This is a genomic window from Deinococcus indicus (assembly GCF_002198095.1).
Lineage (GTDB): Bacteria > Deinococcota > Deinococci > Deinococcales > Deinococcaceae > Deinococcus > Deinococcus caeni.
Map to the genome: position 1 here is coordinate 61911 of NZ_NHMK01000009.1, position 21469 is coordinate 83379.

Genomic DNA, 21469 nt, shown 5'->3' on the forward strand with positions numbered 1-21469 from the left:
GCCGGACCGTGCATAGAAGGCCCCGGTGGCCTGCGGCCTGACCTGCCGTCTGCGTTGTTTTCCTGCGTTCTGGCTGTCAACAGGAAGCCATCTGGCCCGGACGGCAAGAGAAGGAGCGCTGCTGCTCAATACCCGGAATCCCGATCATGATGCAGCTCCTGAATATGTATTCAACGGGTCATTTATCATATTTATTCCGGCCGAACACTGCAAAGATGGCTGCATGTATAGCAGTGACCTCGACCTGTACACCAAGGCGCGCCTGCGGGACACGCAGGACGTGGCCCGCTCCCAGCGCCCCACCCCCACCCTGACCCGCTGGGTGCGCCGCGCCGCCCGCCGCCTCGGCCGCCGCTGAACCCCCTCCCGCCCCCCGGCTCCGTTTTGTTCATGGCGAAACGAGCCGGGGCTTGCTATGCTGTCGGTCTATGTCGTTTTCCCCTCCTGCCGAGACTTTCCGCGTGTCCGGCGGTGTGAACAGGGTGCGCTTCCGCGCGGACTCGGGCTTCACGGTCATGACCGCCCGCATCCGCAACGCGGACGGCGAGGACCCGGACGCCACCGTGATCGGCGTCATGCCGCCCCTGGAAGCCGGCGACACCTTCAGCGCCGACGTCCTCATGGAAGAGCACCGCGAGTACGGCTACCAGTACCGCGTGCTGAACCTCGTGCTCGAAGCCCAGCCCGCCGACCTGACCGAAGCCGGGATCGCCGCGTACCTCGAAGCGCGGGTGGGCGGCGTGGGCAAGGTCCTGGCCGGCCGCATCGCCGGAATGTTCGGCGCGGCGACCTTCGACATCCTGGAAAACGACCCGGACCGCCTGATGCAGGTGCCGGGCGTGACGGCCAGCACCCTGCACAAGATGACCTCCAGCTGGTCGCAGCAGGGCCTGGAACGCCGCCTGCTGGCCGGCCTGCAGGGCCTGGGCCTGAGCATCTCGCAGGCGCAGCGGGCCGTGAAGCACTTCGGCGAGGCGGCGCTGGAACGCCTCCAGGCCGACCTGTTCGTCCTGACCGAGGTCGAGGGCATCGGCTTCATGACCGCCGACAAGCTGTGGCAGGCGCAGGGCGGCGCCCTGGACGACCCGCGCCGCCTGACCGCCGCCGCCGTGTACGCCCTGCAACAGGCGGCGCAGCAGGGCGGGCACTCGTTCCTGCCGCGCGCCCGCGCCGAGCGGGGCGTGGCGCACTACACCCGCGTGACCCCCGCCCAGGCCCGGCTGGCCGTGGAAACCGCCGTGGAACTCGGCCGCCTGAGCGACGACACACCCCCGCTGCTGGACACCGAGGACGCGCTGCACGACCCGACCCGCATCTACCTGCCGCCCACCCTGCGCGCCGAGAAGAAACTCGCGGGCCTGATCCGCACGCTGATCGCCACGCCGCCCGCCGGGGACGAGTGGATCGTGCCGAAAGGCGCGGCCAGGGGCCTGTCCGCCGAGCAGGCGGGCGTGCTGGACCTGCTCGCCGAGAACCGGCTGGTCGTCCTGACCGGCGGCCCCGGCACCGGCAAGAGCACCACCACCCGCGCCGTCGCGGACCTCGCCGAGAGCCTGGGCCTGGAGGTCGGCCTGTGCGCCCCGACCGGCAAGGCCGCCCGCCGCCTGGGCGAGGTGACGGGCCGCACGGCCAGCACCATCCACCGGCTGCTCGGGTACGGCCCGGCCGGTTTCCGGCACAACCACCTGGAACCCGCCCCGTACGACCTGCTGATCGTCGACGAGGTCAGCATGTGCGGCGACGGCCTGATGCTCTCGCTGCTCTCGGCGGTCGCGCCGGGCGCGCGGGTGCTGCTGGTGGGCGATACCGACCAGCTGCCCCCGGTGGACGCCGGACTGCCCCTGCACGCCCTGACGCAGACCGCGCCCACCGTGCGCCTGACCCAGGTGTACCGGCAGGCGGCCGAGAACCCGATCATCCGCGCCGCGCACGGGCTGCTGGAAGGACAGGCGCCGCAGTGGGGCGACCCCCGCCTGAACATCACGGAAACCGAACCGGACGTCGGCGCCCGGCGCGTGGCCCTGCTGGTCCGCGACCTGGGCGGCCCCACCCAGGTGCAGGTCCTGACCCCCATGCGCAAGGGACCGCTGGGCGTGGACATGCTCAACCACCACCTGCAGGGCCTGTTCAACCCCGGCGAGGGCGGCGTGCGGATCGCCGACGCGCACGCCCGGCCCGGCGACGTGGTCGTGCAGACCAAGAACGACTACACCAACGAGGTCTTCAACGGCACGGTCGGCACCGTCCTGAAGGCCGACGGGTCGCGCCTGACCGTGGATTTCGACGGGAACATCGTGGAACTCGCCGGGGCGGAACTGTTCAACCTGCAACTCGGGTACGCGCTGACCGTCCACCGCGCGCAGGGCAGCGAGTGGGGCACCGTACTCGGCGTGCTGCACGAGGCGCACATGCCCATGCTCAGCCGCAACCTCGTGTACACCGCCCTGACCCGCGCCCGCGAACGCTTCTTCGCAGTCGGGTCCGGCAGCGCGTGGCAGCGGGCCGCTGGCCGCCAGCGCGAGGAACGGCACACGGCGCTGCTGAAACGCATCCGCGCCCGCTGACCCGCACCCGTTCGTCCGGGGAGAACCAGCTTACAGAATCCTCACGGAAAAGCACGCGAGTTTGAGGATTTTCACACCCCCCGATTCGGGGAGTGAGATTTCCCGCATTCGGCGCCCATACTGAAGACATGCGCACCCCCGAACGGACCCAGGGCGCGACCCTGATCGTGTCGCTGCTGTTCGTCATGCTGATCCTGGCCGTGATCATGAGCGTCACCGCCCAGGTCACCCTCTCGGCCCGGCGGTCCAGCGTCGACCAGGACGCCATCCTGCGCGCCCAGTTCGCCGCCGAGTCCGGCGCGGCGCGCGTGCAGGCCCGCCTGCGCGTCATGGGCGGCCTGCTCGGCAGCGCCAGCCTGCCCCCGGACGGCGCGCAGGTCATGAGCGACCTCGCCGCGCTGTGCGGCCTGGGCAGCCTGCCCACCGTCGCCGACGGCGCCACCGTCTGCACCCTGAACCCCACCACCGGCCTGAACAGCGCCGGCAGCGGCGTGAACCCCCGCGTGGCCCTGCTCGTCAACGCCGTGAAGCAGCAGGCCTTCGAGGACGCCGGCATCAGCGGCGCCACCCCCGAGGTCCGCAGCCGCTTCTGGTCCGACCTGTTCTCCGGCACGCAGGGCGTCCCGCTGGACGGCGCCCAGGACGCCTCCGGGTACGCGGTCCGCTACGGCCTGAAACCCCTGGCGGTCATCCGCGACAGCGCCACCCAGTACCGCGTGACCTTCGAGGTCCCGGACGTGACCGTCACCGGCAGCGCCGGCACCGCCACCCGCACCGTCGCCGTGCGCTCCAACCTGCCCACCCTGAGCCTGCTCATCGCGCAGCCCTCGCTGGCGCAGTTCGCCCTGCTCACCAACCACCACTTCAACAGCGCCGCCTCCGAGGGCAGCGGGAACCGCATCACCTTCACCAGCCGCACCCTGTTCAGCGGTCCCGTCCACACCAACCAGCAGTTCATGTTCCAGGGCAGACCCTGGTTCGGGGGGGCCGTCACCAGCGCCGGCTGCCCCGCCAACACCCTGGGACCCGACTGCAACGCCACGGGCAAGGCCGCCGCGCAACCCGGCGCCTTCTTCGCCGGCACCTACCGCAGCGTGGCCGACATGACCCCCAGCCCCGACGCGCCCACCGAATGCGCCCCCGGCAACGCGGCCTGCGCCGCCAACCCCAGCGTGCAACCGGCCTTCCCGCAGGGTGTGAACTGGGACTCCCCGGTCCTGCCGCTGCCCGTGAACAGCAACAACCAGCAGGCGGCGGCGCAGGCGGGCGGCATTGCCGTCGCCGGGAACGTCAGCAGCCTCAGCCTGTTCCGCGACACGGTCGGCGGGCAGGACGTGCAGCGCGTGACATTCACCACCGACGCCGGCGGCGCGCCCGTCACCACCCAGCTGGCCTTCGGCGCCGACCGCCTCCTGCGCATCCTGGCGCCCGACGGCAGCTGGCAGCCCGCCACCCGCAACCCGGACGGCACCTTCGCGCCCGGCAGTCCCGCCGCCCCCTTCAACGGCGTGCTCCACGTCGCTGGGAACGTCGCCAGCCTGAACGCCGGCCCGAACGCCGCCGCGGGCGCCGCCGTCGCTCCCTTTGCCGGCCTGACCCTGGCCGCCACCGGCGACATCGACATCACCAGCGACCTGCGCTACGCCGACCCGCCGTGCAGCGGCGCCCACACCCGCAACCCCGACGGCACCGTCACGCCCGCCCCCTGCACCAACCTGAACGCGCAGAACATCCTGGGCATCTACGCCAGCGAGGGCAACGTGAACCTGATCCGTCCTGGCGGCAGCAAACCCACCCAGCTCGGGAACGACCCCGCCATCCACGCCGTCCTGATGGCCGGACAGGGCGCCGTGCAGGTCGAGGGGTACAACACCGGCAGCGCCCTGGGCAGCGTCAACCTGATCGGCGGCGTCATCGAGAACTACTACGGCGCGTTCGGCACCACCAGCGGCGACGTGCAGCAGACCGGCTACAGCCGCAACTTCGTGTTCGATCCGCGCACCCTGGCCGGCCTGCGCCCCCCGTACTTCCCGACCGCCGAGACCTGGACGGTCGCCCTGTACGACGGCGCGACCCCCCTGACCGACCCCCGCCTGCGCGGCGACACCATCAGCACGGCGGGAACCCCGTGAGGCGCCCACACGCCCGGCAGGCCGCCTTCACGCTGCTGGAACTGCTGATCGCCATGGCGATCCTGGCGGTCGTGGCCGGCATCTTCAGCTTCTCCCTGATCGGCACGCTGCGCGCCAGTCAGGTGCGCGAGGCGGCCGCGCAACTCAGCGCCGACCTGCGGCAGGCCCGCAGCGACGCCCTGCGCACCGGACAGTCCGCCAGCGTCACGGTCGCCGCCAACTCGGCGGCGTACACCTTCACCCGCGCCGGCGTCCCGCAGACCCGCACGCTGCCCGCCGGCGTCACCCTGACCGGCGTGACCGGCATGAACAGCGTCGTGTACACCGCCCCGACCGGCACGACCGGCGGCAACGGCGTGACCTGGACCCTCACCAGTCCCGGCGGCACCCGCAGCCTGAAGGTCAAGGTCATCGGAATCACCGGAAAGGTCATGACAGATGCGACGAACTGACACCCGCCCCACCCACGCACGCCCCCCCCACGCCCAGCCCGCCCACCGACAGGGCTTCACGATCGTCGAGGTGCTGGTGGCCGTGCTGCTGACCAGCGTCATCGCCTTCGTGGTCCTGACCCCCCTGACCGGCTTCTTCGGCCTGACCCGCCGCAGCACCGAACAGGTCACCGCCACCCAGCAGGCCCAGCGGGTGCTGGAAAGCGTGCGCGGCGACTGGCTGAGCGTCGCCAACTACGACCAGCGCTGCGCCACCCAGCCCGTCCCGGCCGGCGCGCAGGTCACCCTCACGAACCTCGACGTGAACGGCGACCCCACCGGCACGCCCGCCCTGAACCCCACCTGCGGCAGCAACCCCCCGGACCCCGCCCCGGTGCGGCGCGTGAACGTGCAGGTCACGCTGGGCACCGTCACCTCCAGCCTCAGCGTGGACGTGGCCCGCCCATGACCAACCCACCCGTCACCACCCCACCCGTCACCACCCCGCCCGCCGCCCGCCGCGCCGCGCAGACGGCCGCCTTCACCCTGATCGAACTGCTTGTGGCCGTCTCGCTGGCCCTGATCATCCTGTTCGCGGCCTCCTCGCTGCTGATCTCCTCGTCGCGGTCCTCCAGCGACCTGCAGATCAGGAACGACCTCCTCCAGGAACAGCAGATCGCGCAGAACTACCTGATCGCCAACGTCCGCGAGGCCGCCTACGTGTACCCGCAGGGCACCACCCTGAACCTCGCCAGCGGAACGACGACCGAACGGCCCGGCGGGGGCGCCTGGGTGGTCGGCAGCGCCACCGCTCCCATCCTGGCCATCGTGAAAGCCCCGGAACTGCCGGTCAGCGGCTGCAGCCCCAGTAATGACCGCGCCTGCTACAAGTTCAAGGCCTACTACCCGGTGGTGCGCTCAACCTGGGTCAGCGGCCTGAGCAACACCAGTCAGAACAACCCCGGTGCCGACCCCAGCAACGCAACCAGCTGGCTGCTCGTCGAGTACACCAAGAACATCGACCAGACCATGCCTCCCACCCTCACCCAGCTGACCGAACTGGCCTCCAACGGTCTGGGTAACGTGAGCGGCAAGCTGCTGCTGGACTACGTGCAACCCGCCGTGACCGGCCTGCCCCCGCTGTTCGAGGTGCCGACCGCCGGACCGCAGGCCGCCGGGCAGACCCGCGTCACCATGAACCTCAGCGTCAGCCGCGCCGCGTCCGGCAAGACCGTCGCCGTTCCCGCCCGCGCCAGCACCGACCCGGCCACCTGGACGCAACCCGTCCTGATCGCCCCCCGCAACGTCGGCCGCCTCAACCCCTGACCGGCTGGCGATCCTCCGGTAGCCGCCGCACGCCCGCTTCATCCACGCCCAGGCGCAACGTGCTCCCCTCCAGCGCCCCCGCCTCCCGCGCACTCAGCGTCAGGGTCAGCGGCCCCCAGGCGTGCTCGACCGTCACGCGCACCCCGCCCTCGGCCGCCTGCCGCGCCGACACCGGCCACGCCTCGCCCACACCGGGCCGCAGCGCCCCCTCCGGCACGAAGCGCACCCAGCCCGGCCCGTCCGGCAACAGGTTCACCTCACCCAGGAACGCCGCCACCCACGCCGTCGCGGGCCGCGCGAACACCTCCTCGGTCATTCCCACCTGCACCAGTTCCCCCGCCCGCATGACCGCCACCCGCCCCGCCAGGGACCGCGCCTCGCGCTGATCGTGCGTGACCAGCAGCACCCCCGCCCCCACCCGCGCGAACAGCGCCCGCAGCCCCTCACGCAACTCGGCGCGCAACCGTTCGTCCAGGTTCGACATCGGCTCGTCCAGCAGCAGCAGCGGCGACCCCGTCGCCAGCGCGCGGGCCAGCGCCACCCGCTGCGCCTGCCCCCCGGACAGCTGCGCCGGACGGCGCGCCTCCAGCCCCGGCAGGTCCACCAGCGCCAGCGCCTCGCGCGCCCGCCCCTCCGCCACCGCGCGCCCCGCCCCCCGCACCCGCGGCCCGTACGCCACGTTCCCCAGCACGCTCAGGTGCGGAAACAGGGCGTAATCCTGAAACACCAGCCCCACATGCCGCGCCTCCGGCGGCAGGACCGTCACGTCCCGGCCCGCCACCGTGACCGTCCCACTGTCCGGCCGCTCCAGGCCCGCCACCACCCGCAGCACCGTGCTCTTGCCGCACCCGCTCGGGCCCAGCAACGCCACCGTCTCACCCGCCGCCACGTCCAGCGACACACCCCGCACCGCCGCCACCCCACCGAACGATTTCTGAATGTCACGCAGGGACAGGGCAGGGGGCAGCGGCTCACTCACGGGCCCCAGCATGGCACGGGATTCCTCGCCGCCCCGCACGACACCCCTCACCCCTCGCTCCGCGAGGCCCTCTCCCCACGGGAGAGGGAACACACCGGCCGTTCTTCACGTGACCTCGCCCTCGCCGCCGTCCAGCAGCGTGAAGGCCAGGGTGGACAGCAGCAGCAGCGCGGTCGCCAGCGCGCAGGCTTCACCCAGGTTGCGTTCGCCGGGGCGGCCCAGCCGCTCGTACAGGCCGGTACTCAGGGTCGCCCACTCGGGCCGGGAGAGGACCAGGGTCGCGCCGAACTCGCCCAGCACGGTCGCCAGGGCCAGCGCCCCGCCTCCCCGCAGGGCCGGGAACGCCAGCGGGAACGTGACCGAACGGAACGCCGCGCCGCGCGACGCACCCAGGGACCGCGCCGCCTCGTGCAGGCGGGGCGGAATGGCCCGCAACGCCGGGAGGACCGAACGCACCACCAGCGGCAGTGCCAGTAGCGTGTACGCCGCGATCAGCATGGGCAGCGTCGCCGCCAGCAGCGGGTACGCCAGCAGGTACCCGACCGCCAGACTGACTGGCGAGACCATCAGTGGCAGCAGCGAGATCAGGTCCAGCACCCGTGACCGCGCCCGCCACGCGCCCAGCGCGTACAGGCCGCCCAGCACGCCCGCGCCCAGCAGCGCCAGCAGCCCGAAGCGCACGGTGTTCCACACCAGCCCCGGCGTGCCCTCGTCCGCCAGGACTGCCTGCCAGTACGCCAGGGTCGGCCCGCCGGACCCCAGCACGCCGCGCAGCACGACCGCCAGCAGCGGCGCGAAGCACACCAGCACCACCAGCCCGCCCAGACCCAGCAGCGCCGCCCGCGCCGCCCCCCGCGCGCCCGGTAGCCCACCCGACGGCACGCCCGCCCCGCCGCGCGACAGGCGCACGTACGCCCCGGTCGCCACCAGCGTCAGCAGCAGCTGCCCCACGATCAGCGCACTCGCCTCCGGCAGACGCAGTTGCAGGGCCGTCAGGGTGTAGATCTCGACCTCCAGCGTTCCGTACCGCTCGCCGCCCAGCGCCAGCGGCAGGCCGAAACTCAGCGCCGAGTACAGGAACACCAGCACCGCCCCCGCCAGCACCCCCGGCAACGCCAGCGGCACCGCCACGTCCAGCGCCGCCCGCCACGCCGAGGCACCCAGCGACCGCGCCGCGCCCACCGCGTTCGCCGGCACCCGCGCGAACCCCGCGTACCCCAGCCGCACCATCACCGGCAGGTTGAAGAACAGGTTCCCCAGCAGCAGCAACGCCGGCGTGTCACTCAGGTCCACCCCGGTCAGGCGCGTCACCCACCCCTGCGGCCCCAGCAGCGCACTCAGGCCCAGCACCGCCACCAGCGTCGGCGTCACGAACGGCAGCAGCAGCAGCCGCAGGAACAACGCCTTGCCGCGCACCTCGAACCGCGACATCAGGAACGCCAGCGGCACCCCCACCAGCAGCGCCGCCAGCGTGGTCAGGGCCGCCTGCGCCAGCGTCCACCCCAACCGACCCTGAAAGTACGGGTCCGCCCACACCGACAGGTTCACGCCGCCCTCCGACAGCGTTCTCGCCAGCGGCAGCACCAGGAACACGGCCACGAAGATCAGACCCGGCAGGGCGAGGAGCCAGCCTGTCAGCCTGGGCGGGGTCATGGGGTGGCGCCTGCGGCGGGCTTCCCCACCCCCCAGCCCCCATCCCCAGGGGGGACGGGGGAGCCTGCGTTGGCACTGGGCAGGGATTTCTCTGATTCGGCCGGTAGCAATTGGCGGTGATGGTTCCTGCTCAGACGCCATCCTTCAGTCACGCTGAGTGTGCCCCGCGCGCTGCGCGCACGACGGGCCCGGTGGCTGTCTCGGTTGGTTGGCAAGGTGTCTGGGTGCATGTGGGCAGGTTCTACTTTTCCAGCTTGAGCAGAGATGTCAGTCCTGGCTCCCCTTGAGGGGAGCTGTCAGCGAAGCTGACTGAGGGGTTCTGCGAAGCAGCTGTGTTGCCATGCCCACTTCCCACTCCCGACTGCCCACAACCCTCACCGTGCCCGGAGGACCTGTGTGATCCAGGCGTCCACGAGGCGCTGGGGGTTGCTGGCGACGTCGGGCTTGATGGGGGTGGGGGTGGGTTCCTGCGCGAATCTGTAGACGGGGTTGAGGGGGGTGCCTTTCACGGCGGGGTAGATCCACATGCGGGTGGGGATGTCGGTCTGGACGGGTGCGCTCAGCATGAAGTCCACGAATTTGCGGGCCAGGGCGGTCTGTTTGCTGCCTTTCAGGATGCCGATGCCTTCGAGTTGGGTGTAGGTGCTGCCGGGCAGGAAGAGGTTGGCGGTGGGGGCCTGCGCGGGGAGTTTGCTGGGGTCGAAGCCGTCGGCGTAGAAGACTTCGGCGGCGGGGCTGCTGGCGTAGGACAGCACGATGGGGTAGCGGCCGCCGTTGCGGGTGAAGTCCTTGTAGTAGGCGTCGCTCCAGCCGCGCGTGACTTTCATGCCCCCGGCGCGGGCGGCGCGCCACCAGTTCCAGGCGCCTGCCTCGCCGTAGTGGTTGACGGTGGCGAGCAGGAAGGCGAGGCCGGGGCTGCTGGTGGCGGGGCTCTGCACGACCGTGAGCTTGGCGTAGGTGGGGGTTTTCAGGTCGTCGAGGCTTTTTGGCAGGGCGACCTTGTTCTTCTCGAACCACGCGCGGTCGTAGTTCAGGGCCACGAAGCCGTAGTCGACGGTGTTCAGCAGGCCGTCCTCGCTCAGGCGGTACGCGGCGGGCACGCGGGACAGCGCGGGGCTCCTGTACGGCTGGAGGAGGTCGGCCTGCCGGGCGCGGGGCAGCAGGTTGTTGTCCAGGCCGTACACGACGTCGGCGATGGGGGCGCGGCGGGTGAGGATCAGGCGGTTCAGGAGTTCCCCGGCGTCGCCGCCCTTGATGAAGCGCACCTTCGCCCGGTTCTGCGTTTCGAACGCGGCGATCAGTTTCTTGTCCACGTCGAAGGAGTCGTGCGTGATGACGGTCAGTGTCGTCTGGGCTGGGTTGCTCTGGGCGGTGGCGGCGCTGGCAAGGGCAAGTGCGGCAAGTACGGTCAGTTTGGTTTGCATAAGAAAGTCCCCTCGCGTCACGAGGGGAAGCGGTGGGCCGTCACCACACGTGGGGTGTGGGCGGCCGGTCACGCTCCCTCCGCCGGTATGACCCGGATCAGGTTCTTTGGGGTAAGTCTCAGCCCGCCGCTGTCGGCAGGCACCCCCGGTGACGCATCCGTCAGGATAGCGCAGCCTGCCGGGGGGTGTCCTGCGTCCCCTGTTGCGGTGGCGGGGCGCGGCGCGTGCCACCCTGACCCATGCGGAATCTGCTGGTGTGGGTGGTCGTGCAGGATGAGCGGGACCGGGTGCTGCTGGGCCGCCGGGACGGCTCGGCGTACGGGCATGGCCTGTGGGGCCTGCCGGGCGGTCAGGTGGAGCCGGGCGAGGGTCTGCCGGAGGCGGCGGCGCGTGAGGTGCGCGAGGAGACGGGCCTGACCCTCGATCCAGCGGCGCTGGCCGTGCTGGGCGTGCGGCGCTACGAGGTGGACGGCGCGCAGGGCACCGATTTCCTGTTCCGGGTGCGGAGCTGGGAGGGTACGCCGCAGCCGCTGCACAAGACGTCCGAGGTCGCGTGGTTCGCGCCGGGCGACCTGCCGGACGACGCGCTGCCCTGGCTGGCGCCGCTGCTGGACGCGCACCTGCGCCGGGGGGTGTTCGTGACCGAGCAGATGTCCGACGTGCGCGCGGCGCGGGAGCTGGCGTGACCTTTCATCTGGTGGCGTGGGCGGTGCTGCTGGACGGTCAGGGGCGGGTGCTGCTGGGGCGGCGCAGCGGCGCGTCGTACGCGGACAGCCTGTGGGGGCTGCCGGGCGGGCACGTCGAGGCGGGGGAGACCCTGGCGGGCGCGGCGGCGCGCGAGGCGGCCGAGGAGGTGGGCGTGAGCCTGGACCCGGCGGCACTGGCCTGCCTGGGCGTGGCCCGCTATGACCTGGACGGTTCGCAGGGGCTGGACGTGTTCTTCGAGGCGCGTACCTGGGTGGGAACGCCGCGCCCGCTGGACAAGACCTCGGAGGTCGCGTGGTTCGCCCCGACCGACCTGCCGGACGACGCGCTGCCGTGGCTGGGGGCGGCGCTGGAACTGCACCTGCTGGGCGGCGTGCGGCTGGCCGAGCAGGTGGACGGCATGGTGCGGGTGCAGCCGCTGCCGCTGGCCTGATACAGACTCGGATTGAACGGTCTTTGCAGACCATTCAATCGGAGCGAAGCGAGCAGGAGAGAAGCGGGCTCCGGCTTGCCGGTGAAACAGACGGAAGTCCATATGACCAATGGTGCAGACAGGTTCATCACTTCCGGGCAGACCAGCGATGAACAAGCGGTGTTGACCCCTCCCCCTTGAGGGGGGAGGCTGGGAGGGGGTGAGCAGGAATGGCGTCACACAAGATGTTTTTCATGCTTGCCCCCTCGGGCGCTTGAACAGTGTCCGCACCATTGATGACCTGGGCGGGGCTCTGTGAGGAGGACCGCAGTCCCATTTCTTTCCATCTGAAATACTTCCAGTTGAAATGAAAACGGCGACTTCCCTCCAACCCCCACCCGCCGCCAGCAGCACGGACGACGCCCTGTACCTGCTCGTCCGCACCACGCTGCGCCTCTCGCGGCAGTTCCGGCAGGCGCTCGACGAACCGCTGGAACGCGCCCTGGGCCTGAATACCAAGGAACTGCTGGTCCTGGCCAGCGTCATGGACGGCTTCGATACGCCCGGCGCGGTCGCTGCCCGCCAGAACCTGCCCGCTCCCACCGTGACCCGCATCGTGACCAAACTGGTCGGGGCGGGCCTCGTGCAGCGCGTTGCGGACCCCGCCGACCTGCGCCTGCAACGCCTGCGCCTCACCCCGCAGGGCGAGGCGACCCGCGCCCGCACCCGCGCCACCGGGCAGGACATCGTGCAGGCCCACTTCGGGCACCTGCCGCCCGAGCGCGTCCAGGCTGCCCTGGCCGCCCTGAACGCCCTGGATGACGCGCTGAACGCCGCTCCGCCCGCCCCCGCCGGGGGGCGCCCATGACCGCTCCCACCCCGGCCCCCACGCACAGCGGCCTGAACGAACGCGAGAAACTCCTGGCGTTCGTGGGCATCCTGACCGTGCTGTTCCTGTCCAGCCTGAACCTGACGGTGGTCGGCAGCGCCATGCCGCGCGTCATCAGCGACCTGGGCGGCTTTCACCTGTACGCCTGGGCGTTCACGGCGTACTCGCTGGCGACCACCATCACCATTCCCATCGTGGGCACCGTCAGCGACCGCTACGGCCGCCGCCCCCTGATCCTGCTCGGCATCGCCGTGTTCGCCCTGGGCAGCGTCGGGCTGGGCTTCGTGCAGAACATGGAAGGCCTGATCATCCTGCGCGCCCTGCAGGGCGTCGGCGGCGGCACCCTGATGGCCATGAGCTTCACCGCCATCGCCGACCTGTTCACGCCCATCGAACGCGGCCGCTACCAGGGCTACACCGGCGCCGTGTGGGGCGTCAGTTCGGTGGTCGGGCCGCTCGTCGGGGGCTTCCTGACCGACCACCTGGGCTGGCGCAGCGTGTTCTTCGTGAACCTGCCCTTCGCGCTGCTTGCCGCGTACTTCATCTGGCGGTTCTTCCGCCTGCCCGCCCCCGCGCACGACCCCGCCACGCACGCCCGCTTCGACACCCCCGGCGCGGTCCTGCTGGGCGCGTCCGTCACCACCCTCACCCTGGCCCTCTCGTGGGGCGGCGGCACGTACGCCTGGACCAGCCCGGTCATCCTGGGCCTGCTGCTCGGCACCGCCGCGCTGTTCACCGGGTACGCGATGCACAGCGCCCGTCAGGAACGCCCCATCCTGAACCTGCGCCTCCTGAAGGACCGGGGCATCGCCGTCGCGTCCTTCGCGGGCTTCCTGACGAGTGCCGGCATGTACGCCGCGATCCTGTACCTCCCGCTGTACATGCAGGGCGTGCGCGGCTCCAGCGCCAGCGGCAGCGGCCTCGCCCTGGCCCCGCTGATGTTCGGCATGATCCTCACCAGCACCCTGAGCGGGCAGATCGTCAGCCGCACCGGCCGCTACAAGCACCTGATCCTGATCGGCGGTCTGATCGCCACCGCCGCGCTGCTGCTGGCCAGCACGCTGGGCACCACGACCCCCATCCTGATCGCCGTGGGCATCATGGTCCTGCTGGGCCTGGGTCTGGGCCCCGTAAACAGCCAGCTGACCCTGGCCGTGCAGAACGCCGCGCCGCGCGAACAGCTCGGCAGCGCCACCAGCGGCAACCAGTTCTTCCGGCAGATCGGCGGCACGCTGGCCGTCAGTCTGTTCGGCGCGCTCGTGAACGCTCACCTGGGCAGCCACCTCGCCGCCAGCCTGCCTGCCCAGGCCCGCGACCTGCCCGCGCCCGTGCAGGAGGCCATCGCCAACCCCAACCTCCTGACCAGCCCGCAGGCCACCGCGCAACTCGGCGCGGGCCTCACCAGCAGCGGCGACGGCAACCTGCTCCAGCCCATCCTGGACGCCCTGCGCGGCGTGATGGCCGGCGCCATCGATCAGGTATTCCTGGTGTCCGCCGTGCTCGTCGGCGTCGCGTTCCTGGCCACCCTGATCCTCCCGGAACGCCCCCTGAAAGGCCGCCCGGCAGCCGGGGACCTGAAAGCCAGCGCCACCGACTGAAACGGACTCCGACTGAATGGTTCTGGTCAACCATTCGGTCCGAGCGGACGCGAGTTGGAGTAGAGCGGGTTCCGGGCGTGGAGCTGGCAACCCGGTGCCGTTCCGGGTTGTTAACGAAACAGACGGAATCCGTATGAAGCGAGGTTGTGAGATGTGGGCTGCGGGGAGGATGTTCCCGCAGCCCACACCCCTTATGGCAGCGGCCCCTCACGGCAGCGGCCAGGTGATCGTGCCGCTCTGGTCGGTACGCCACATCCGGGTGTTCGTGGCGGCCAGTCTGCCCAGCACGTCCGGGTGGGGGTGGCCGTAGGTGTTGCGGCCCACGCTGATCACGGCGTCGGCGGGGCGCGCGGCGGCCAGCAGGGCCGCGCCGGTGCTGTGGCGGCTGCCGTGGTGCGCGACCTTCAGCAGGTTCAGCGGTCCCAGGTTCAGGGCCTCCTCGGTGTGGGCGGGCAGGTCGCCCAGGAACGCGGCGCGCCAGTCGCCCACGTCCAGGCGCACGGCGACGCTGTTGTCGTTGTCCTCGGTACTCCAGGCGTGGCCGGGTGGCCACACGACCGTCAGGGCCGCGCGGCCTGCCTGCACGCGGTCGCCGCGCCTCACCTCGCGCACCGGGACGCCGCGCACCTGCGCCTCGTTCAGCACGGCCGTCAGGACCGGATCGTCCGTCTTGCGCTGCCCGATCCACACCTCCCCGACCGGCAGGGCGCGCAGCACGCCGCCCACGCCCTCGATGTGATCGGTGTCGGCGTGCGTGGCGATCACCACGTCCAGTTTCCGCACGCCCAGCGCCCGCAGGGCCGGGACGACCGTGCGCCCGCCCACGTCGTAGTCGCTGCCGACCGAGCCGCCCGCGTCGATCAGGACGGTCAGGCCCGGCAGCCTCAGCAGGGTGCTGTCGCCCTGGCCCACATCCAGAAACACGATGTCCTGCGCGGGCCGCACCCAGCCGGGCAGCGCCGTGATCAGCGTCCCGGCCAGCGCCGCCCCCAGGACCGCCCGGCCCGGCGCGCGGCCCAGCAGCCACAGCCAGCCGGCGCCCGCCGTCAGCCCGAACGCCACGAACCCCGCCGGGCCGATCACGCCCCAGGTCAGGACCGGCGCCTGCCCGAAGGTCTGCGCGACCAGCAGCAGCGCCGACGCCAGCGGCCCGTTGATCAGGTTCAGCGGCGCGGCCAGCGGCCCCAGCAGTCCCGCCAGGAAGCCCAGCGGGACCAGCGCCGCCATGATCACGCCCGCCACGAGGTTGGCCGGCAGCCCCACCAGCGGCACCTGCCCGAACGTCCCCGCGATGACCGGCAGGGTGCCCAGTTCGGCCAGCACGGTCGCCGCGACCGCCAGCCGCAGCGCGTACGGCCAGCGCGCCGGGAGCCGCCCGGCCAGCCGCGCCGAGCCGGTCAGGGCCAGCACCGCCAGGAACGACAGCACGAAGCCCAGGTCCAGCAGCCACAGCGGGAACAGCAGCAGGCACAGCAGCGCCGCCAGCGCGATCAGGCCCAGCGGGTCGGGCCGACCGCGACCGACCGCCAGCGCGATCAGGACCACGCCGCCCATGATCACCGCCCGCGTGATGCTGGGCGAGGGCTGCACCAGCAGCAGCAGGTACGGGGCGAGCAGCGCGGCCGGCACCCCGAACCGCCAGCCGGGCGAGGCCCCGGCGCGGATCATCAGCCACACCAGCACGCCCGTGATCAGCGCGACGTTCTGGCCGGACAGCGCCATCAGGTGCGCCAGCCCGGCGCGGGTGAAGGCGTCCCGCACCGAGTACCCTGCGGCGAACTCCTCGCGGGTGATGTCGCTGCGGTCCCCGAGTTCGATGGCCTGCATGAGCGCCGCGCGCCGCGTGTCCAGCCCGGCGCTCAGGCCCCGCCGGAACCAGCCGCGCAGCCCGCGCTCCGGCTCGTGTGCCCGCACCTGCGCCGCGACCAGCACCGCGCCGGGCGTCGGCACGAACAGCCCGCCCTGCGAACGCAGCCACGCCGCCTGATCGAAGCCGCCGGGCGTGCGCCGTCCCTCCGGCGCGACCAGCCGGCCCGCGACGGTCAGCGCACCCGGCCCCTGGGTGGGTTTCGGGGCGACCACCACCCGCGCGCGCGGCTCGGCCAGCGTCAGGAACTGCCCGTCCCACTCGCCCCGCAGCGTCACCTGCGCGCCCAGCCACGGGGTCATGGGGTCCGGGCGGGTCAGCACCGTGCGCGCCGACAGGAACCCGGCCCCCACTCCCGCCCCGGCCAGCGCCAGCAGCAGCGCCCGCCGGGGGTCCCGCCACGCCAGCGCTCCCAGCAGGGCGCCCAGCCCCGCCAGCGACAGCGCGCCGTTCCCGCCGAAGCCCAGCGTGACCCCCAGCGCCAGCAGCACGCCCGCGATCAGGCCCAGCGCCGCCGGAACCGACCACGCCGTGCGCGCCGCCCCCGCGACCGGCCGGTCCGTCCCGCCCGGCACGGCCGCCGGCACCGTCCGGGGCGCCCCCAGCCCCTGTGCCGGCGCGTGCCGTCCGCTCAGAACGACACCAGCGGCGCCAGGGTTTTCAGGGTGGACGGCCCCACACCCTTCACGCGGTCCAGGTCCGCCAGCGAGCGGTACGGACGGCCCGCGATCAGCTTCGCCGCGAGCGCCGGACCCACCTTCGGCAGGGCCTCCAGTTGCTCGGGCGTGGCGGTGTTCAGGTTCACGCGGCCCGAGATCAGCGGCTGCACGCTGGCCGTCGCCGGGTACGTGCGCGGCTCCGACGACGGGGCGGGCGTGCCCAGGGCCGGCAGCGTCACGCGCGTCACGACCGGCACCTGCGGGCGCGGCCACAGCGCCGGCCCCAGGCTCAGGGCGGCGCTCAGCAGCACCCCGGCGGTCAGCAGCAGCGGCCCGCGTTCCTGACTGAACATGCGGTCAGCGTACCGGGCCGCCCCGCCCCTGTCACGCGAACCTGACGCACCCCGGCCCGCTCCCGCTCTGCCCCTTGGCCCGGCCCGCACCCGCGTGATACACTCCCGGAGTTTGCCCTCCGCAGGGGGGCGCTATCGCGTGAGGCTGCCACGACCCCAGGAGAGAGGCAGTTCCGCGAGCAAGGAGAGCACCATGAAGCGTACCTACCAGCCCAACGTCCGCAAGCGGGCCAAGACCCACGGCTTCCGCGCCCGCATGAAGACCAAGTCCGGCCGTAACATCCTCGCGCGCCGCCGCGCGAAGGGCCGCCAGCAGCTCACCGTCTCCGACGAGTAAGCCACCTTCTTCAGGAGCGACCCTTATCGCCCGAGCAGTTCAGTCCAGCGCCACGCAGGAACGGCCCCGCCGTCCGGTGGCGCTGGATTCGTTGCGTGGCGACCGCGAGTTCCGCAAGGTCCGCAGCCACGGCGTCGCCGTGCGCGACCCGCTGTTCACGCTGCGCGTCACCGAGTACCGCCCCCGCCACGGCGAGACGTGGCGGCCCCGCGCGATCATCGGGCTGGTCGTCAGCAAAAAGACCCTCCGGCGCGCCGTGGACCGCAACCGCGCCCGCCGCCGCGTCCGCGAGGCGCTGCGCACCCTGCCCGGCGGCCTGCCCGCCTGCCGTGCCATCCTGCTGCCCAACCCGGCGGTCCTGACCGTGCCGTTCAGCGAGTTGCAGGCCGCCCTGACCCGCGCGCTCTCCCGCGCACCGGGGCGCGCAAAACGCGGCGGCCAGGGCGGAAACGGACCCCAGGGCGGCCGGCAGGGCGGCGGCGGGAACGCGGCCGGTCCGCGCCCCGTACCTGCTTCCATGCCCCCCCAGGACCCAGCCACGGACGGCCCCCGATGAGCGGCCCCGAGCCGCGCCCCGCCGGGGGCCTCGCCGCGCGCGGCCTGCTGCGCGCCGTCCGGTACTACCAGTCGGCCCTCTCGCCCCGCAAACCCGCGCCCACCTGCCGCTTCACGCCCACCTGCTCGGAGTACGCCGCGCAGGCCATCGAACGGCACGGCGCGGTGCGGGGCGCGTGGCTGGCGTCCTGGCGCGTCATGCGCTGTAATCCCCTCGTGCCCGGCGGGTTCGACCCGGTTCCCGAGCACTTTCCCAAAAGGCGACCCCACACCCCATGAAGACAAGACACCTGCTGCCCCTCGTGGCCGTCGGCGGCGCACTGCTCCTGAGCAGCTGCGGCCAGACCGGTCCCCTCCCCACCTTCGGCAAGGCCATCACGCCCGAATGGATCACCGCCGACTTCGACGGCCAACCCGGCGACGAGTTCATCGCGACCAGCAACCTTCAGGACGTGGTGTTCAACGCGCGCGGCGAGGTCATCGGCTGGTACATCAAGAGCTACGCCGGCACGCCGTACATCAAGCAGCGCGCCGACGGCAGCTACGACTTCAGCGCCCTGAAAGACCAGAAAGGCATCGTGAACATGGTCGCCGGCCGCAAGGCGCTGGCCGTGCAGGCCGACGGCGCGCTCGACCCGGCCGCCGACGCCCAGGTTACCGCCCCCACCGGCCTGACCACCGACGAGACCGCCAACCGCCAGGACGCCGTGTTCCGCTACACGCAGGGCGGCGCGACCGTCACCAAGACCGTCACCCTGCACCCCCGCAACTTCAAGATCGACCTGAAAACAGAAGTCACGGGCGGCCCCGACCGCGTGAACATCCTGTTCCCCGGCCTCGGTAAGGCCGACAACCCCCGCGTGCAGGGTCTCTCGCAGACCGGCGCGCAGCCCGCCACGGTGCAGGGCAGCGGCACACTGGTCGTCGAGAACGTCCGCTACGCCGCGCTCCAGGAAAACCCCAGCCAGATCGCGCACGCGCTGATCATCCTGCCGCAGGTGACCGCTGGCGCGAACGCCGCAGACCCCGCCAGCCAGCCCGACGCGGCCGTGAACGCCACCCTGACCGGCGGCGCGCAGAGCCTGATCAGCGCGTCCGTGCCGGCCAGCAGCAACCTCGAAGTGTACGGCGGTAAGAACGAACTGATTCACCTGTACCAGAGCGGCTACACCACCCTGCCCGGCCTGTTCGCCCCGAACTTCTTCGGTCAGATCAGCCTGTACATCGTGAAACTGATGGAAGCCCTGTACAAGGTCATCGGGAACTGGGGACTGGTGCTGGTCGTCCTGACCGTCCTTCTGCGCGCCATCATGTGGCCGCTGATGCAGGTGCAGGGCCGCACGACCGCCCGCATGCAGGTCATGCAGCCCAAGATCAAGGAAATCCAGGAGAAGTACAAAGACCGCAAGGACGCCGACTCGCAGCGCGCCATGCAGCTGGAGATGGCCCAGCTGTACCGTGACTACAACTTCAACCCGGCCGGCTGCTTCTCCACCTTCATTCCGTTCCCGGTGCTGATCGCCCTGTGGTCCACCATCCGGAACTTCGAGTTCGACAGCGGCTTCCTGTGGCTGCCGGACCTCGCCATTCCCGATCCGTTCTACCTGCTGGCCCTCGTGTACCTCGTCGTGAACATCGGCCAGCTGTACGTCATGACCCGCAAGACCCCCGAGATGTTCCGCCAGCAGGCGTTCATCTACCTGATCTTCCTGTACTTCGCCCTGACCTTCCCGGCCGGCGTGACCATCTACATCATCCTCTCCACCCTGATCGGCATCGGACAGCAGATCCTGATCAACAAGCAGGTCGAGAAGGAAACCGCCACCATCGGCCAGAAGGTCGAGAAGGCCCCCACCCGCCCCGCCGGTAAGAGCAAACCCAGCAAGACCATCGACGCGCCCAAGAAGTAAACGCGTTCCGTACACAGCAGGCCCCGACAGATGAACGTCGGGGCCTGCCTTATGTGTTACAGCGCCGCGAGTGCCTGCCTCGCCTCCGCGTAGCCGGGGCGCAGACGCAGCGCCTCGTGGTACGCGGCCTGCGCTTCGGCGGTGCGGCCCAGTCCGGTCAGGGCCCGCGCGCGCCAGTAGTGCGCTTCCTCGTGCGTGGGCACCGAGCGCAGCACCGCGCCGGTCAGGGTCAGCACCCGCGCGTACTGACCGGTGCGGGTGTACGCCTCCAGCGGCCCGAACGAGTACCACAGCGCGCGCCAGGGCAGCCCGCCCTGCACCCACGCGGGCCGGGTGGGGTCCAGGGTGCGGTCGGGCGTGGCGGCGAACGCTCGGTCGAAGGTGCGGGCGGCAGCGCGGGCGTCCCCGGCGTCCAGTTGCGCCTGCCCCAGGGTCAGGAAGCCCACCGCGTCGTTGCGCCGTTCCGCCTCACGTTCGGCGACCCGCAGAGTCCGGGCCTGCTCCTGCGCGCGGTTGGACCGCCAGTCCAGCACGCCCGCCAGGGCCGCCCGTTTCGACGGTGGCGTGACGATCAGGAACGTCCGCCCGAAGGACCGCCACAGCTCGTCGAACTTCGCGTAGTCCATCCGCAGTGGCCCCAGGTACGAGTCCAGCGCGCTGAACTGCCCGGTGGCGTCGTCGTACCCGGTCAGCAGGCGGTAATGGCCCATGCCGCCCGAGTCCGGCGTGACGAACCACGTCTCCACGATCACCGGGATGCCCGACGCGAGCAGCGAGCGCAGCAGCGCCCGGTCCCCGCCGCGCGCCAGATGCACGTCCATGCCCTGCGCCCGCGCGAACGCCGCGAGTTCCTCCGGCGAGACGTTCACATCCCCCTTTGACGGCTTGAGTTTCGGGGCGATGTCGGACTGGTTCAGCGCGGAGCCCCAGCGGCTCAGGGCCATGCCGATCGTGACCGGCCCGCAGTTGTTCAGCCGCTGGTACTCGTGCCGCACGCCGGAAACGCTGGCCCGCGCGGGCAGAGCCCTGGGTGGCGTGGCGGCAGGAGGCGCAGGCGTGACCTCCGGCGTGGGCGGCTGCACCTGAACCGGAGTGGGGGTGACTGGTTCCGGTGCAGGGTCCGGCTCCACGGGTTCCGGTGCGGGCGGCAGCGCAGGCACCGCTGATTGCTCGACCGCAGTCGTCTGAACCTCCGCACCCGACTGGAAGCGCGTGACACCGAACGCGGCCGCCCCCACGAGCAGGGCCGCCGTCACCAGCAGGGCAGGGGAACGCATTCCCTCCATCGTCCCCGCCCTTCATGATCCGCCCCTGAGGCGAAAAGGTCGCGCAGATCACGCTTCATGCTGGATTCAAGTGATTCCAAGTCATTCGGAGTCGCCCGGTGGCCCCCTCACCCTTCCATCGCTTCGCTCTTCCCTCCCTCTCCCACAGGGGGAGAGGGCTCAACGGAACGCAATCACGTTGAAGCCGAATTGCTTTAATTCCGTACCAGACGCGAAATTTGCGCGATCGTGTCGAGAACCCCGCCCCTGCTGAAGCCCGAAAAGTAGAACCTTCTGACACGCACCAAACACACAGAGCCACACAACCGTCGTGGCAACCGAGCCCGTCGTGCGCGCAGCGCGCGGGGCGCCCGCAGCGTCACCGGAGGAATGCAGCCCCATCAGTGGCC

20 protein-coding genes and 1 riboswitch are annotated in these 21469 nt (G+C 71.6%); of the genes, 14 read left to right on the plus strand and 6 right to left on the minus strand.

Annotation, left to right across the window (positions count from 1 at the left end):
• Positions 1-223: 223 nt before the first annotated feature.
• The 6 genes from CBQ26_RS22765 (at position 224) to CBQ26_RS02935 (ending at position 6453) form a co-directional block, all read left to right on the plus strand.
• Positions 224-358, plus strand: coding sequence for a hypothetical protein (locus CBQ26_RS22765; protein WP_268248336.1), 135 nt, complete (start codon positions 224-226; stop codon positions 356-358).
• A 70-nt stretch (positions 359-428) separates the two neighbouring features.
• Entirely contained in the window at positions 429-2564 is a 2136-nt protein-coding gene (recD2, locus tag CBQ26_RS02915; protein ID WP_088247100.1) for an SF1B family DNA helicase RecD2, read from the plus strand.
• 128 nt (positions 2565-2692) lie between these two features.
• The gene (locus tag CBQ26_RS02920; protein WP_088247101.1) at positions 2693-4696 is read left to right on the plus strand and encodes a DUF4900 domain-containing protein; all 2004 of its coding nucleotides are present in this window, start codon (positions 2693-2695) and stop codon (positions 4694-4696) included.
• On the plus strand, positions 4693-5148 hold the full coding sequence (locus CBQ26_RS21715; RefSeq protein WP_172417894.1) for a pilus assembly FimT family protein: 456 nt from the start codon (positions 4693-4695) through the stop codon (positions 5146-5148). The genes CBQ26_RS02920 and CBQ26_RS21715 overlap by 4 nt, the downstream gene beginning before the upstream one ends.
• Positions 5135-5596: a type II secretion system protein gene (locus tag CBQ26_RS02930; protein ID WP_088247102.1), complete on the plus strand. Its 462-nt coding sequence runs from the start codon at positions 5135-5137 to the stop codon at positions 5594-5596. Before CBQ26_RS21715 ends, CBQ26_RS02930 begins: the two co-directional genes overlap by 14 nt.
• Entirely contained in the window at positions 5593-6453 is an 861-nt protein-coding gene (locus CBQ26_RS02935; protein WP_088247103.1) for a PilW family protein, read from the plus strand. The genes CBQ26_RS02930 and CBQ26_RS02935 overlap by 4 nt, the downstream gene beginning before the upstream one ends.
• Here the strand turns inward: CBQ26_RS02935 and CBQ26_RS02940 are convergent.
• The 3 genes from CBQ26_RS02940 to CBQ26_RS02950 all read right to left on the minus strand — a co-directional run bounded on the left by CBQ26_RS02940 (position 6443) and on the right by CBQ26_RS02950 (position 10509).
• Positions 6443-7444, minus strand: a complete 1002-nt coding sequence (locus CBQ26_RS02940; protein WP_088247104.1) for an ABC transporter ATP-binding protein — start codon at positions 7442-7444, stop codon at positions 6443-6445. The genes CBQ26_RS02935 and CBQ26_RS02940 overlap by 11 nt on opposite strands.
• Before the next feature lie 93 nt (positions 7445-7537).
• Positions 7538-9085: an ABC transporter permease gene (locus CBQ26_RS02945; RefSeq protein ID WP_088247105.1), complete on the minus strand. Its 1548-nt coding sequence runs from the start codon at positions 9083-9085 to the stop codon at positions 7538-7540.
• A 374-nt stretch (positions 9086-9459) separates the two neighbouring features.
• Positions 9460-10509: a thiamine ABC transporter substrate-binding protein gene (locus tag CBQ26_RS02950; RefSeq protein WP_088247106.1), complete on the minus strand. Its 1050-nt coding sequence runs from the start codon at positions 10507-10509 to the stop codon at positions 9460-9462.
• Positions 10510-10565: 56 nt separating this feature from the next.
• Positions 10566-10666, minus strand: a riboswitch (TPP riboswitch).
• Between the two features lie 82 nt (positions 10667-10748).
• Here CBQ26_RS02950 and CBQ26_RS02955 point away from each other — a divergent pair.
• The 4 genes from CBQ26_RS02955 (at position 10749) to CBQ26_RS02970 (ending at position 14113) form a co-directional block, all read left to right on the plus strand.
• The gene (locus tag CBQ26_RS02955; RefSeq protein ID WP_088247107.1) at positions 10749-11195 is read left to right on the plus strand and encodes an NUDIX domain-containing protein; all 447 of its coding nucleotides are present in this window, start codon (positions 10749-10751) and stop codon (positions 11193-11195) included.
• A complete protein-coding gene (locus CBQ26_RS02960; protein ID WP_088247108.1) occupies positions 11192-11647 on the plus strand; it encodes an NUDIX domain-containing protein in 456 nt (151 codons plus the stop codon). Before CBQ26_RS02955 ends, CBQ26_RS02960 begins: the two co-directional genes overlap by 4 nt.
• Before the next feature lie 346 nt (positions 11648-11993).
• Positions 11994-12494, plus strand: a complete 501-nt coding sequence (locus tag CBQ26_RS02965) for a MarR family winged helix-turn-helix transcriptional regulator (protein WP_088247109.1) — start codon at positions 11994-11996, stop codon at positions 12492-12494.
• On the plus strand, positions 12491-14113 hold the full coding sequence (locus tag CBQ26_RS02970) for an MDR family MFS transporter (protein WP_088247110.1): 1623 nt from the start codon (positions 12491-12493) through the stop codon (positions 14111-14113). The genes CBQ26_RS02965 and CBQ26_RS02970 overlap by 4 nt, the downstream gene beginning before the upstream one ends.
• Before the next feature lie 207 nt (positions 14114-14320).
• On the opposite strand, the gene CBQ26_RS02975 is transcribed toward CBQ26_RS02970, so the two are convergent.
• Positions 14321-16555, minus strand: coding sequence for a DNA internalization-related competence protein ComEC/Rec2 (locus CBQ26_RS02975; protein ID WP_229844298.1), 2235 nt, complete (start codon positions 16553-16555; stop codon positions 14321-14323).
• 56 nt (positions 16556-16611) lie between these two features.
• A complete protein-coding gene (locus CBQ26_RS22385) occupies positions 16612-16992 on the minus strand; it encodes a ComEA family DNA-binding protein (RefSeq protein WP_229844297.1) in 381 nt (126 codons plus the stop codon).
• A gap of 193 nt (positions 16993-17185) precedes the next feature.
• On the opposite strand from CBQ26_RS22385, the gene rpmH reads away from it, so the two are divergent.
• The 4 genes from rpmH to CBQ26_RS02995 all read left to right on the plus strand — a co-directional run bounded on the left by rpmH (position 17186) and on the right by CBQ26_RS02995 (position 19794).
• Entirely contained in the window at positions 17186-17329 is a 144-nt protein-coding gene (rpmH, locus tag CBQ26_RS02980) for a 50S ribosomal protein L34 (protein WP_055362370.1), read from the plus strand.
• Positions 17330-17420: 91 nt separating this feature from the next.
• Positions 17421-17885 (plus strand): ribonuclease P protein component, encoded by a 465-nt coding sequence (rnpA, locus tag CBQ26_RS02985; RefSeq protein WP_088247857.1) that lies wholly within the window; start codon positions 17421-17423, stop codon positions 17883-17885.
• Positions 17882-18163, plus strand: a complete 282-nt coding sequence (yidD, locus tag CBQ26_RS02990) for a membrane protein insertion efficiency factor YidD (RefSeq protein WP_088247112.1) — start codon at positions 17882-17884, stop codon at positions 18161-18163. Before rnpA ends, yidD begins: the two co-directional genes overlap by 4 nt.
• Positions 18160-19794 (plus strand): YidC/Oxa1 family membrane protein insertase, encoded by a 1635-nt coding sequence (locus CBQ26_RS02995; protein ID WP_088247113.1) that lies wholly within the window; start codon positions 18160-18162, stop codon positions 19792-19794. Before yidD ends, CBQ26_RS02995 begins: the two co-directional genes overlap by 4 nt.
• Positions 19795-19850: 56 nt before the next feature.
• Here CBQ26_RS02995 and CBQ26_RS03000 read toward each other — a convergent pair whose 3' ends face one another.
• Complete coding sequence (locus CBQ26_RS03000) at positions 19851-21071, minus strand: C39 family peptidase (RefSeq protein WP_229844296.1); 1221 nt, start codon at positions 21069-21071, stop codon at positions 19851-19853.
• Between the last annotated feature and the right edge of the window lie 398 nt (positions 21072-21469).